Annotated in this window: 11 protein-coding genes and 1 pseudogene; 7 read left to right on the top strand and 5 right to left on the bottom strand. The window is 66.3% G+C overall.

Translation table 11 applies throughout. The features are described 5' to 3' along the window. From AU072_RS07875 to AU072_RS07905, 7 genes and pseudogenes are all read left to right on the top strand, one after another. A pseudogene (locus AU072_RS07875) lies at positions 1–163 on the top strand (ABC transporter permease); the annotation flags it as partial. A gap of 4 nt (positions 164–167) precedes the next feature. Next, on the top strand, positions 168–1,544 hold the full coding sequence (locus tag AU072_RS07880; RefSeq protein WP_064413271.1) for an MCE family protein: 1,377 nt from the start codon (positions 168–170) through the stop codon (positions 1,542–1,544). Positions 1,545–1,595: 51 nt separating this feature from the next. After that, the gene (locus AU072_RS07885) at positions 1,596–2,621 is read left to right on the top strand and encodes a virulence factor Mce family protein (protein WP_201028987.1); all 1,026 of its coding nucleotides are present in this window, start codon (positions 1,596–1,598) and stop codon (positions 2,619–2,621) included. After that, positions 2,606–3,970 carry a virulence factor Mce family protein gene (locus tag AU072_RS07890; RefSeq protein WP_174523735.1) on the top strand — a complete coding sequence of 455 codons (1,365 nt, stop codon included), beginning with the start codon at positions 2,606–2,608 and terminating at the stop codon, positions 3,968–3,970. Before AU072_RS07885 ends, AU072_RS07890 begins: the two co-directional genes overlap by 16 nt. Beyond that, on the top strand, positions 3,970–5,286 hold the full coding sequence (locus tag AU072_RS07895) for an MCE family protein (RefSeq protein WP_064413385.1): 1,317 nt from the start codon (positions 3,970–3,972) through the stop codon (positions 5,284–5,286). The genes AU072_RS07890 and AU072_RS07895 overlap by 1 nt, the downstream gene beginning before the upstream one ends. Further along, positions 5,283–6,440 (top strand): virulence factor Mce family protein, encoded by a 1,158-nt coding sequence (locus tag AU072_RS07900; RefSeq protein WP_064413272.1) that lies wholly within the window; start codon positions 5,283–5,285, stop codon positions 6,438–6,440. The genes AU072_RS07895 and AU072_RS07900 overlap by 4 nt, the downstream gene beginning before the upstream one ends. A gap of 1 nt (position 6,441) precedes the next feature. Beyond that, entirely contained in the window at positions 6,442–7,803 is a 1,362-nt protein-coding gene (locus tag AU072_RS07905; protein WP_064413273.1) for an MCE family protein, read from the top strand. A gap of 12 nt (positions 7,804–7,815) precedes the next feature. Here the strand turns inward: AU072_RS07905 and AU072_RS07910 are convergent, their stop codons facing one another. From AU072_RS07910 to AU072_RS07930, 5 genes are read right to left on the bottom strand one after another with little or no spacing between them, the layout of a single operon-like run. After that, complete coding sequence (locus AU072_RS07910; RefSeq protein ID WP_064413274.1) at positions 7,816–8,658, bottom strand: LLM class F420-dependent oxidoreductase; 843 nt, start codon at positions 8,656–8,658, stop codon at positions 7,816–7,818. A 22-nt stretch (positions 8,659–8,680) separates the two neighbouring features. Then, positions 8,681–9,526: an LLM class F420-dependent oxidoreductase gene (locus AU072_RS07915; protein ID WP_064413275.1), complete on the bottom strand. Its 846-nt coding sequence runs from the start codon at positions 9,524–9,526 to the stop codon at positions 8,681–8,683. A gap of 39 nt (positions 9,527–9,565) precedes the next feature. Then, entirely contained in the window at positions 9,566–11,059 is a 1,494-nt protein-coding gene (locus AU072_RS07920) for an ATP-binding protein (protein WP_064413276.1), read from the bottom strand. Continuing rightward, entirely contained in the window at positions 11,059–12,726 is a 1,668-nt protein-coding gene (locus tag AU072_RS07925) for an NAD(P)/FAD-dependent oxidoreductase (protein ID WP_064413277.1), read from the bottom strand. The genes AU072_RS07920 and AU072_RS07925 overlap by 1 nt, the downstream gene beginning before the upstream one ends. Continuing rightward, entirely contained in the window at positions 12,698–13,414 is a 717-nt protein-coding gene (locus AU072_RS07930; RefSeq protein ID WP_234787816.1) for a hypothetical protein, read from the bottom strand. The genes AU072_RS07925 and AU072_RS07930 overlap by 29 nt, the downstream gene beginning before the upstream one ends. Between the last annotated feature and the right edge of the window lie 21 nt (positions 13,415–13,435).

Raw genomic sequence — 13,435 nt, forward strand, 5'->3', positions numbered from 1 at the left:
TAGCGGCATGAACCGCAGGGCAGGGACACACCGCATCTCCACCGGGTGGTGGACGGCGGTGGGCCGGGCCGTGCGGGCGTCAATGGTCGTGGCGTCGTTAGCGATCCTGGTCATGACGCTGGCGATCTACGGCCAGTCCGGCGACTTCCACCTGGCGGCTTAGCGGCATGAACCGCAGGGCAGGGACACACCGCATCTCCACCGGGTGGTGGACGCTGATCTTGCTGTCGGCGATCGCGTTGTTCTTGTTCGGGTCCGCGGCGGCGTTCTGGGGCACGTTCCGGTCGTACGTGCCCGTGACGTTGGCCTCGGAGCGGGCGGGGCTGGTGATGGAGACCGGCGCGGATGTGATGTTGCGTGGGGTGCGGGTGGGCCGGGTCGGCCAACTCGGCGGCGACGCGGACGCGACCAGGCTGCGGCTGGAGATTGATCCCGACCAGATCCGCTACATCCCCGCCAACGTGGAGGCGCAGATCAGTGCGACCACCGCGTTCGGCACGAAGTTCGTTGAGCTGACGATGCCGTCGGATCCGAGCCCAAAACGGCTCGCTGCCGGGGCGGTGTTGCATGCGGAGCGGGTCAGCACCGAGGTCAACACCGTGTTCGAGAACGTCGTCGAGCTGCTCAAGATGGTCGATCCGCTGAAGCTGAACGCGGTGCTGACCGCGGTTGCCGAGGGCGTACGCGGACAGGGCGAGCGGATGGGTCAAGGGATCACCGGTCTGAACCAGGTGTTGCTGGCACTCAACGCGCGCAGTAACACCATCGGGCAGAACTGGGTTTCGTTGAAGGACTTAACCGACACCTATGGTGCTGCCGCCGAGGACATCGTGGCGGTGCTGGACGCGGTCAGTACCACCAGCACCACGATCACCGAGCACGCCGGCGCATTGGATGCGTTGTTGTTGAACGTGATCGGCTTGTCGGACGCGGGTACCACCCTGCTCGGCTCGAGCAAGGATGATCTCGTCGAGGCCGTCGAGGTGCTGGAGCCGACGACCGGTCTGCTGCTGCACCACAACCCGGTGTACACATGCTTTCTGAAAGGCACCACGTGGTATCTGGAAAACGGCGGCTATGCCGCGTGGGGTGGTGACGGGCGCACGCTGCAACTCGACGTCGCACTGTTATTGGGTAATGACCCCTACGCGTACCCGCAGCACCTGCCCGTCGTCGCGGCCAAGGGCGGACCCGGTGGCAAGCCGAGTTGCGGGTCGCTTCCGGATGTCACCAAGAACTTCCCGGTGCGCCACCTTGTCACCAACACCGGGTGGGGCACCGGTGTGGACATTCGCCCCAATCCCGGTATCGGGCATCCGTGCTGGGCGAATTACTTGCCGGTGACCCGCGCGATGCCCGAGGCGCCGAGCATCCGCCAATGCATTCCGGGCCCGGCGATCGGGCCGGTGCCCTACCCGGGAGCCCCGCCCTACGGCGCGCCGCTGTATGGGCCGGGGGGAACGCCGTTGTGGCCGGGCCTGGCCCCGGCCGGGCCCGCGCCGGGCCCGGCACAGCCGCATGGGAATGGACAGGGTCCACCGTGATCACCACCGCGACCGTGACCGTTGATACCCGACAAGAACAGGACGAAAGTCGTGGCTGACCTCAAGGGCGTCATCTGGCGGCTGGCCATCTTTTTGACCGCGTGTGCATTCGTCGCATTCCTGCTCGTGGTGACATTCGGGCAGTTCCGCTTTGATGCGGGCAACACCTATTACGCCGAGTTCACCAATGTCTCCAACATGCGGGAAGGCACGATCGTGCGGATCGCCGGGGTGGAGGTCGGCAAGGTCGGCGACATCTCCATCAACCCGGATGCGACGGTGCGGGTGGCGTTTTCGGCGGACAAGTCGGTGGTGCTGACCGAGGGTTCTCGGGCCGTGATCCGCTATGACAATCTGGTCGGCGACCGCTACCTGGCACTGGAGGAAGGCACCGGCGGGGTCAAGACGCTGCATCCCGGACAGACGATCCCGCCGACCCGCACCGAACCCGCGCTGGATCTTGATGCGGTGATCGGCGGTTTCAAGCCGCTGTTTCGGGCGCTCGACGCTGACCAGGTCAACACACTCAGTGCGCAGTTGATCGAGGCGTTCCAGGGGCAGGGACCCGCCCTCGGCTCGTTTCTGACTCAGGCCGCGGTGGTGACCAACACGTTGGCCGACCGGGATGTGTTGATCGGGCAGGTCATCGACAACCTCAATGTCGTGCTGGGCTCGCTGGGCGGACAAAGCGAGCGGCTCGACACCGCGGTGTCATCGCTGTCGGAGCTGATCGACGGGCTGGCCCAACGCCGTACCGACGTTTCCAACGCGGTGGCCTACACCAACGCCGCGACCGGGTCACTGGCCGAGCTGTTGGCCCAGTCGCGGGCCCCGTTCCGCAAGGTGGTTCATGAGACCGACCGGGTGGCCGAGATCGCCGTGGCGGACCGCGACTATCTGGACAACTTGCTCAACACGCTGCCCGACAAGTACCAGGCACTGGTGCGCCAAGGGATGTATGGCGACTACTTCAGCTTCTATTTCTGTGATGTGGTGCTCAAGCTCAACGGCAAAGGCGGACAGCCGGTGTATGTCAAGGTGGCCGGTCAGAGCACCGGGCGGTGCGCGCCCAAGTGAAGTCCTTTGCAGAACGCAGCCCGATCCTGATCGGGACCATCGGCATGGTGACCGTCGGCGCGATGGTGCTGGCGGCGCTGCAGTACCAGAAGTTGCCCTTCCTCAATCCGGGCACTGATTACTCGGCGTATTTCGCCGACGCTGGGGGGTTGAACACCGGTGCCGCCGTTGAGGTCTCGGGCTATCCGGTGGGCAGCGTCACCGGAATCGAACTGGAGGAGGCCGGCGTGCTGGTCACCTTCAAGATCGGTGAGGATGTTCGCCTCGGCGACCGCACCGAGGCCGCGATCAAGACCAAGAGCCTGCTGGGCGCCAAGATCGTCGACGTGACTCCCCGCGGGGACGACCGGCTCCGCGGCACCATTCCGTTGACGCGTACGGTCTCGCCGTATCAATTGCCCGATGCACTGGGGGATTTGGCCACCACCATCAGCGGGCTGAACACCAACCAGCTGTCGGCCTCGCTGGCCACGTTGGCCCATACCTTCTCCGACACGCCCGCAGACCTCAAGGATGCGGTGGCGGGGGTGGCGCGGCTCGCCGAAACGCTCAACACCCGCGATGACCAACTGCGCGGTCTGCTCGACAACGCGGCCCAAGCGACCGGGGTACTGGCCAACCGCACCGACCAAATCGTTAGCTTGGTGGGTGACACCAATGCGCTGCTGGCACAACTGCGGACACAGAGCGCGGCGTTGGATCAACTCTGGGCCAACATCTCGGCGGTCTCCCAGCAGCTGGGTGGGTTCATCGCCGAGAACCGCGCACAGCTGCGGCCGGCGCTCGACAAGCTCAACGGGGTGCTGGCGATCGTCGACGACCGCAAAGAGCGGGTGGCCCAAGCCATAAAGCTGGTCAACACCTACGCGATGTCGCTGGGTGAGTCGATTTCGTCCGGCCCGTTCTTCAAGGCCTATGTCGCCAACCTGTTTCCCGGCCAGTTTGTGCAACCGTTCGTCGATGCCGCGTTCTCCGACCTCGGGCTGGACCCGGCGACCTTGCTGCCCTCGCAGCGCACCGATCCGCAAACCGGCCAGCCCGGCACCCCGGCGTTGCGGATGCCCTACCCGCGCACCGGCCAGGGCGGCGAACCGAGGTTGCAGCTGCCCGACGCGATCACCGGCAATCCCGGCGATCAAGCGTGCGGGCCGGCGGGCATCGCGTTGCCCGGCCCGGGCTGCTACCCGCACCGCCCACCGCCGCCGGCACCTGCCCCCGGTGGCCCGCCGCCGGGCCCGCCCGCGCTTGCCCCGCCCGAGTTGGCCGCCGCGCCCGAGCCGACCCCCGCGCCGGTCTACCTGCCGGCACCGGGTGAGGCACCGTCATCCCAGCAGCCCGGAGGCCAATGATGATCCGGCGACTGTCGAACACGCGCGTGGTGGTGGCCGGCGTGCTGGTCGTGCTGTTGGGTGCGGGCCTGTTCGTCGCGGTTCGCCAGCCCATCCAGACCGACCGCATGACCGTGGTGGCCTACTTCGAGAACAGCACCGGGGTGTTCGCCGGTGATCATGTGCGTATCCGGGGGGTGTCGGTGGGCAAGGTCGAAAAGATCGAACCTGAGCCGCAGCGGGCCAAGGTCACGATGTGGGTCAACGCCAAGTACCGGGTGCCCGCCGACGCCAAGGCAGTGATCCTGTCGCCGCAGCTGGTCACGGCCCGTGCCATTCAGCTGACACCGCCCTACAGCGGCGGGCCGACAATGGCCGACGGTGCGGTCATCGGTCTGGATCGCACAGCGGTCCCGGTGGAATGGGATGACCTGCGGGTCCAACTCGAGCGGGTGACCGAACTGCTCAAACCCGATCAGCCCGGCGGCGTGAGCACGCTGGGTGCGTTGATCAACACCGCCGCGGACAATGTGCGTGGGCAGGGACCGTCCATTCGTGACGCGATACTCAAACTGTCCCAGACGGTGTCGGTGCTGGCCGATCACAGCACCGACGTGTTCGCCACCGTCAAGAACCTCTCGACGCTGGTGTCGGCGCTGCGAGACAGCGCCGATCTGCTCGAAGCGCTCAACCACAACCTGGCCGCGGTCACCGCGCTGCTGGCCGACGACCCCGACAAGGTGGGCCAGGCCGCCGAGGATCTCAACGCGGTGGTCGCCGATGTCGGAGCGTTCGCCGCCGAGCACACCGAGGCGATCGGCACCGCCTCAGACCAGATGGCGTCGATCACCGGCACGCTGGTCGACAGCATCTATGACATCAAGCAGACGCTGCACATCGCCCCGACGGTGTTGCAGAACTTCGCGAACCTCTACGAGCCCGCCAACGGTTCACTCACCGGTGCGCTTGCCGTCAACAACTTCGCCGACCCGATTTCGTTTCTGTGCGGCGCGATCCAATCGGCCTCCCGGCTGGGCGGCGAGCAGTCGGCCAAACTGTGCGTGCAATATATGGCGCCCATCATCAAGAACCGCCAGTACAACTTCCCGCCGATCGGCGAGAACCTTTTCGTCGGCACCCAGGCACGGCCCAACGAGATCACCTACAGCGAGGACTGGATGCGGCCCGACTTCGTTCCGCCCGCCGCCGAGATGCCGCCTGCGGCTCCGTCGTCAGACCCGGCCCTGCCCGCCGAGATGGGGCCCGTGGCGGCGATTGCCACCGATCCGACCGACGGCCTGCCCGGCATGATGACCCCGCCCGGGGGCGGCTCATGACATCGCGGTGGCGGGGTCGCGGGCCGGCCGGCCTGCTGCTGGTGGCGATCGTGTCGATGTCGGCAAGTTGTGGTTGGCAGGGGCCCAATTCGTTGCCGCTGCCTGGTGTGCAGGGCAAGGGGCCGGACTCGTTCGTGGTCCAGGCGCAGCTGCCCGATGTCAACAACATTCAGCCGAACTCGCGGGTGCGTGTCTCCGACGTGACGGTCGGGCATGTCACCAAGATCGAACGCCAGGGCTGGCATGCGTTGCTGACCATGCGACTCAATGCCGACGTCGACCTGCCGGCCAACTCGACGGCCAAGATCGGTACCACCAGCCTGCTGGGTTCCTTGCACATCGAGCTTGCGCCTCCCGCAACCGAACCCCCCGAGGGCAAACTGCACGAGGGTTCGCTGATTCCGCTGACCCAAGCCGGCGCCTATCCGAGCACCGAGCAGACGCTGGCCGCGTTGGCGATGGTGCTCAACGGTGGCGGGGTGGGCCAGGTTCAGGACATCACCGAGGCGTTCACCACCGCGATGCGGGGTCGCGAGCACGACGTGCGCAGCTTGATCGGCCAACTCGACGAATTCAGCGCCCACCTCAACGAGCAGACCGGCGACATCGTCGCGGCCACCGACAGCCTCAACCGGCTGGTCGGCACCTTCGCTGACCAGCAGCCCGTGCTGGACCGTGCGCTGGCCACCATTCCCGACGCCCTCGAGGTGCTCAACGCCGAGCGCGACAACCTGGTGGAAGCCGCTGATCGCCTCGGCGAGTTCAGCGCCCTGACCGTGGACACCGTCAATCAGACCAGAGACAACCTGGTCAAGGAGTTGCGCGAGGTCGGACCGGTATTCGAGTCGCTGGCCAACGCCGGTACCAGCATGACGCGAGCCCTCAGCCTGCTTCTGACGTTTCCGTTTCCCAACGAAACCTTCCAGAACTTCCAACGCGGCGACTACGCGAATCTGACGGCCATCATCGATCTCACGCTCAGTCGCATCGACCAAAGCTTGTTCACCGGCACCAGGTGGGAGTGTGATCTGACCGAACTCGAGCTGCAGTGGGGGCGAACCATCGGCCAGTTCCCCAGCCCCTGCACGGCGGGCGGACCCAACAGTCTCGGGAATCCGCTGACCGTCGCGTACCGGTGGGACCAGGGGCCTTAGCATGCACCTGAACCGAAAGATCTGGATCCAGCTGACCATCTTCGCCGTGGTCGCGGTTGGCGCGGTCGCATTGCTGATGCTGCAATTCGTCAGCCTGCCCGCAACGCTGTTCGGTGTCGGGCGCTACACGGTGACGGTCGAGCTGCCCAAATCCGGCGGGCTCTACGAATCCGGCAACGTCACCTATCGCGGCACCAAGGTCGGCCGGGTGGAATCGGTGCAGCTGACCGACACCGGCGTCGAGGCGGTGCTATCGCTGAAATCGGGTATCGACATTCCCTCAGACCTGCAGGCGGAAGTGCACAGCCAGTCGGCGATCGGCGAATCCTACGTGCTGCTGCTGCCGCGTAACGCCACGTCGCGGCCGCTGCGCAACGGCGACGTGATCAAACTGGCCGACACCTGGGTTCCACCCGACATCAACGCCCTGCTGGCCACCGCCAACTCTGGTCTGGCGGCCATCCCGCGCGACAATCTCAAGACGGTGATCGACGAGTCCTACACCGCCGTGGGCGGACTGGGCCCGGAACTGTCGCGGCTGGTCAAGGGCACCTCCACGCTGGCCATCGACGCCCGCACCAACCTCGACGCGCTGACCACGCTGATCGATGATGCCCAACCTGTGCTGGATTCTCAGACCGCCACTTCCGAGGCGATCGAGGCGTGGGCAACACAGCTGGCCACGGTGACCGAAGAAGTGCGCGATCACGACCAGGCCGTCGCCGGTGTCATCGACGCCGGCGGCCCGGCGGCCGCCCAAACACGTCACCTCGTCGAGCGGCTACAACCCGCCCTGCCGATCCTGATGGCCAACCTGGTCTCCGTCGGCCAGGTCGCGCTGACCTATCAGAACGACATCGAACAACTGCTGGTCGTCTTCCCGCGGGTCATCGAGAACAACCAAGCCGGCATCCTGGCCAACCTGAACACGAAACAGGACTACAAAGGCCAATACCTGAGCTTCAACCTCAACCTCAATCTCCCACCCCCCTGCACCACCGGCTTCCTGCCTGCCCAACAACAGCGCGTCGCCACCTTCGAAGATTCTCCACCGCGACCCCCCGGTGACCTGTACTGCCGAGTGCCCCAGGACTCCCAGTTCAATGTGCGTGGGGCACGTAACATTCCGTGCGAGACCGTGCCCGGCAAGCGTGCGCCCACGGTGGCGTTGTGCGAGAGCGACGAGCAGTATGTGCCCCTCAACGACGGTTTCAACTGGAAGGGCGACCCGAATGCCACCTTGTCGGGCCAGGCGGTCCCCCACCTTCCGCCCGGATCTGCGAACCCCGCCACCGCTCGACCGGAACCCGGTGCGCCGCAGAACAAGACCTGGCAGACGATGCTGCTGCCGCCGACCGGTTGACGGTCGGCCCCGTCAGCCCTTCAACCCGAGCGGCCCAGCCAATTCGGTCAGCGTGGGGATCAAGACGTCCCATCCGCCGAGCACCTGGATCGCGACGTGATCGGCACCCGCATCCAGGTGCTCGTTGAGCCGCGCGGCGATCGCATCGGGCGTGCCGTGGGCGACGAGTGCGTCGATCAGCCGGTCGCTGCCGGGCTTGGCGACGTCGTCCTCGGTGAAGCCCAGGCGCTTCCAGTTGTTCAGGTAGTTCGACAGGTTGAGGTAGAAATCGACTGTCTGCCTGCCGATCTCGCGTGACGCCTCGGCGTCCCTGGCCAATACGACCTTGTGTTCGGGCGCGATGAACACCGTGGGCCCCAGCAGGTTTCGCGCTTCACCGGTGTGCTGCGGGGTGGTCAGGTAGGGATGGGCCCCGGCGCTGCGCTGCGCCGACAGCTTGAGCACTTTGGGCCCGAGCGCCGCGATCACCCGCCGGCTCGTCGGCACCTTCTTGGCATCCAGCGCGTCGAGGTACTCGACGAGCACGTCGTACGGTTTGCGGTACTCCTCGGTGTGTTCGGGATGACCGATACCGATGCCCAGCAGGAAGCGGCCCGGATAGGCGTCCTCCACGCGGTGATACGCGTCGGCGACCTCGTCGGCGGGCGCCGTCCACACGTTGATGATGCCGGTGGCGACCACAAGGTTCTCCGTGCGCTCGAGGATGGGCTCGACGTACTCGAGGTTGCCGGCCGGCGATCCGCCGATCCACACCGCGCCGTAGCCGAGCTTTTCGATCTCCACGGCCTGTTCGGGCTTCGGAACGCCGAACGTCCATACGCCGTAGCGGCCGAGGTCGGGCTTGAGCTCAGTCATGCGGATCCCTTCGGTGGTGACGTCACTTCAGGCCGAGCGGACCCGCCAGTTGAGCCAACGCGTCCACCAGCTTGTCCGGTTTGGTGAGCACCTGTACGGGCACGTGGTCGGCGCCCGCAGCGTGATGCTCTTCGAGGCGTGCTGCTATGGCGTCGACGGTGCCATACGCCACCACGGCATCGACAAGCCGGTCGCTGCCCGGCTTCGCGACCTCGTCGTCGGTGAAGCCGAGTCGCTTCCAGCTGTTCAGATAGTTCGTGAGGTTGAGGTAGATGTCGAGCGCCTGGCGGCCGACCGCGCGGGCCTTGTCGGCATCCGTGGTCGGCACCACCTTGTGCTCGGGAGCGAGGAACGCATCCGGCCCGATGAGCTTGCGCGCCTCGGCGGTGTGTTCGGGCGTCGTCAGGTAGGGATGCGCGCCGGCGGAGCGTTCGGCGGACAGCTTGAGCACGCGCGGACCCAGCGCGGCGACCACCCGTCGATCCTTCGGCACCCCGTACTCATCGAGCTTGTCGAGGTAGGCGACGAGCGCGTCATACGGCTTCTGGTATTCGGTGTGGGCTTCGGGGTGGCCGACGCCGATACCCAGCACAAAGCGTCCCGGATGGGCCTTTTCGATGCGGTGAAAGGACTCGCTGACCGGCTCGGCGTCCGCGGTCCAGATGTTGACGATGCCGGTCGCCAGCTTCAGTGTGTTCGTCGCCTCGAGAATCGGTTCCACCCAGTCCAATTCGGCCGCGGGAGAACCCCCCGCCCAGATCGCGCCGTAGCCGAGGTCTTCGATGGCCCGCAACTGCTCCGAACTCAGCCGCTGCCACATGGAGTAGTGGCCGAATGCGCCGTACCTACCGAGATCGGGTTTCGTCATATTCGCTCCAACTTCTCGGTGTCGACGGGATATTCCTGCTTATCCGGCCGTGACCGGAAGCTCCGTCGGCGTCGGTGCCTCGGGGGCGGGAGCGACCAGCGGCAGGTCGATGGCGAACCGGGTGTCGCCCGGTGCGGACCTGACCCGGATGTCGCCGTGGTGCTTCTCGACGATGATGCGCCGGGCGAGGTCGAGGCCCAGGCCGGTGCCCTGGCCGAACGGTTTGGTGGTGAAGAACGGGGTGAAGATGCGGTCGATGTTGTCTTCGGCGATGCCCTGGCCGTCGTCGCAGATCTCGACGCGGATCATCTCGTCGTTCACGCGCGAGGTGCGGATCGTCAGCGTGCCCTCGTAGTTCATCGCCTGGATCGCGTTGTCGATGATGTTCGTCCAGACCTCGTTGAGTTCGCCTGGGTAGCACAACAATTGAGGCAGCGTGGTGTCCTTTTCCCACACCAGTGCAACCGGCCTGTCCTTGCCCACCTTGTCGCCGAAGATGGTCTTGATCGTGCTGTGGATCAGCTCGTGGACGTTGGCGGCCTGATACTCGCTGCGGTCCATCTGGGAGTACTGCTTGGCGCCGGCCAGCAGCGCCGAGATCCGCTTGCTGGCGTCGGCGATCTCGTTCATCCGCAACTCGGCGTCGATCGTGTACTTCAACCAGCCCAGCGCGCTCTGCAGCGTGGCGGAGCAGTCGACGTCGTCGATCGAGGCCTGCACGCGTTCGAGCCAGTCCAGGTCGAGGCCCGCCTCCACGAACGTCGGTGCGTAATCCCACGCGCTGGCGATGCCGCGGCTCTCGAGCCAGTCGCCGATCTGCTCTTCGGAGTCGGACAGCTCCAGCGCAGTGAGCTCCTGCGCCTTCGACTTGGCGACCTGCTCGGCGACCTCTTCCTGGATCCGCACCAACACCCGCAGCGCTTCGGGGGTGAACTGGCCGTCGGCCAACATCGCGAGCTTGTGCCGCATCTTGCCGACGCCCTCGCGCAGGTCGGCGACAGCACGGGCCGCGGCAGCCGCGGGATTGTTGAGCTGATGGGTCAGGCCCGCGGTGATGGTGCCCAGAGCCAGCAGCTTCTCGCGCTGACCGAGGATCTGGCTCTGGCGACGGCCGCCGACGCGGTGGCCCTCGAGCAGGTGCACGGCCATCGGGAACTCCGACTGCATGAACTTCGCGAACGCGTCGGCGTCGAGCACGAAGAACCGGGACGGCCTCGTCACGCGGACCGACGCCTCGTAGAGGTGCTCCTCGCCGGGCACGTAGGCCGACCAGGCGCCGCAGTACACCCCGCGCTGCGAGGTGCGGCCCGTCTCGATGTCCACCCCGCCCGAGCGTTTGGACATCACCAGTTCACCGTCGAGCAGGACGTAGAAGCAGGTCGCCGGGTCGCCTTCGGTGCACACCGGACCGGGTTCGAACGTGGCAATATGCCCGTTGTCGCACAGAACCTGCAATTGGCGGTCAGAGAGCGCCTCGAACAGGAACAGCGTCCGCAGCTCGTCCGGTAGGCACCGGGGTTCGTTGTCGCCCATCACGCCTCCGCCAGATATCGGTGCACCAACATCACCGCCATCGACCCTTCGCCGACGGCGGCCGCCACCCTCTTGGCGGATTCGGAACGCACATCTCCTGCAACAAACACACCGGGCACGCTTGTTTCCAGGTGGTGCGGCGGACGGTCCAACGTCCAACCGGCGACGTCGCGCAGATCGGGCCCGGCCAGGATGAAACCGTGGTCATCGCGGGCGATGCCGGCCTGTTCCACCCAGTCCGTGCGTGGTTGGGCCCCGATGAAGATGAACATGCGCCCACAGGTGTGGTCCTCGCGCACCCCGGTCTGCAGATTCTCCAGGCAGATGCGTTCCAGGTGGCCGTTGCCTTCGACCTTGTGCACGGCGGTGTGCGGCAGTTCGCGGATGTTGTCGGTCGCCCTGATCTGCTGGATCAGGTAGTAGGACATCGAGTCCTCGAGCGTGCGGCGGCAGACGATGCTCACCTTCTTCGCGGTTCGCGACAGGAACATCGCGGCCTGTCCCGCGGAGTTGGCGCCGCCGATGACGAAGACCTCCTCGTCCTCGCATTCGGCGGCGACCGACGAGGTGGCTCCGTAGTAGACGCCCGCGCCGGTGAGATCCGCGCAGCCCTCGGCAGGCAACTGGCGGTACTCCACACCCATCGCCAGGATCAGGGCCCGCGTCCCGATCGATCGGCCGTCGGGCAGATGGACGGTGCGGGCGTTGCCGTCGATCTCGAGCGCGGTGACCTCGGCCGCCGTGATGAGCTCGGCCTCGAACTTCTCGGCTTGTCTGCGGGCCCGCTCGGCGAGTTGAGAGCCCGAGACGCCGTCGGGAAAGCCGAGGTAGTTCTCGATCCGCGAGCTCTGCCCGGCCTGCCCACCCGTGGCCGTGCGCTCGATGAGCACCGTCTTGAGGCCCTCGGAGGCGCCGTAGACCGCCGCGGCCAGACCCGCCGGGCCGCCGCCGATGACGACCAGATCGTAGAAGTCCTCCGAGGGTGTGATCGACAGACCGAGCGTCGCGCCGAGTTCGGCGTCGTCCGGCGCGACCAGCGTCTCGCCCTGTTCGGTGACCACCACCGGAAGCGTCAGCCCGTCGAGACCCGCGGCGTCCAGCAGCTGCCTGCCCTTGGGTTCGTCGGCGCGGAACCACGTGTAGTAGAGCCGGTTGCGCGCGAGGAACTCGCGAACCTCCGAGGATCGCGCGTTCCACGGGTGCCCGATGATCTTGGTGTGTGGGATCGCACGGTCGCCGGTCTCGCGCCAGGCCTCGATCAGCGCGTCGATCACCGGATAGAGCTTCTCCTGCGGCGGGTCCCACGGTTTGAGCAGGTAATGATCGAGGTCGACGACGTTGATCGCGTCGATCGCGGCGTGCGTGTCGGCATACGCGGTCAGCAGCACGCGGCGGGCCATCGGGAAGATGTCCATCGCCTCTTCGAGGAACTCGATCCCGCTCATCTGCGGCATCCGGTAGTCGGCGACGAACACCGCGACGGTCTCACCGCGCAGTTTCAGTTCGTTGAGCGTCTCGAGCGCATCGGGGCCGTTCTCGGCGCGCACGATGCGAAATCCTTCGCCGTAGTGGCGCCGCAGATCGCGGGCGACCGCGCGCGACACCGCCGGATCGTCATCGACGCTCAAAATGACGGGTTTACGGGGCTGGGGCGAGGGGCCGGTCATCGCGTACAAGTATGCGCCCATCGTCCCACCGATACCCGGGTGACGGCCGCGACAGCCGACGGGTCCGCTGGGTCCGCTGCGCTATGCCCCGCATCATCTTCTGCTCCATCACGAAATGCGGTATGTCGAACCAGGAATGGCCCACCGCGCCCCCGCTGCCGCGCACAATCAGGCGGGTCCGTCCCACTTCCGGGCGGAGCACGAAAGACCAGCAGCCCGAGGCTTTTTCGCCCCGCTGCAGGCGCTCGAAGTCGGCTGGCGACACCAGCACGAGATGTGATCGGGGTTTCACGTCCGCCACGATCTGCCGGGCCCCGGGACCGTACCGGCGGGCCAGCCAGATCGTGTCGCCGACCTGCAGCTCCTGCCACTCGGGATGGATGACCGCGGCGTTGTGTACATCCGCCCCGACGGCACGCTCCAGCACCGAATAGCTGTAGAAGCCTCCGCGGTCCTCGCCGATCTGAGCCAGCCAGGGCCACACGTCGTCGCGTGTGGCGGCGATGGACACCGCCCGGGTGGTCCGTGGCGTGTCGGGATCGACCAAATCGTCACCCGGCAGTGTTGCGGTGATCTCGTCTTCACGGGCGCCCCAGGTGTATATCCACGGCTGTACGTGGGCTTTGTAGAGGGCGGCGATACCGACCGCGGCCATCACATCTGCCAGGATTGGTCTTTGCTTACCCATCGTTTGCTCCTAGCGGGTGGT

It is taken from the genome of Mycolicibacterium novocastrense (genome assembly GCF_001499835.1).
In the GTDB taxonomy this organism is placed as follows: Bacteria; Actinomycetota; Actinomycetes; order Mycobacteriales; family Mycobacteriaceae; genus Mycobacterium; species Mycobacterium novocastrense.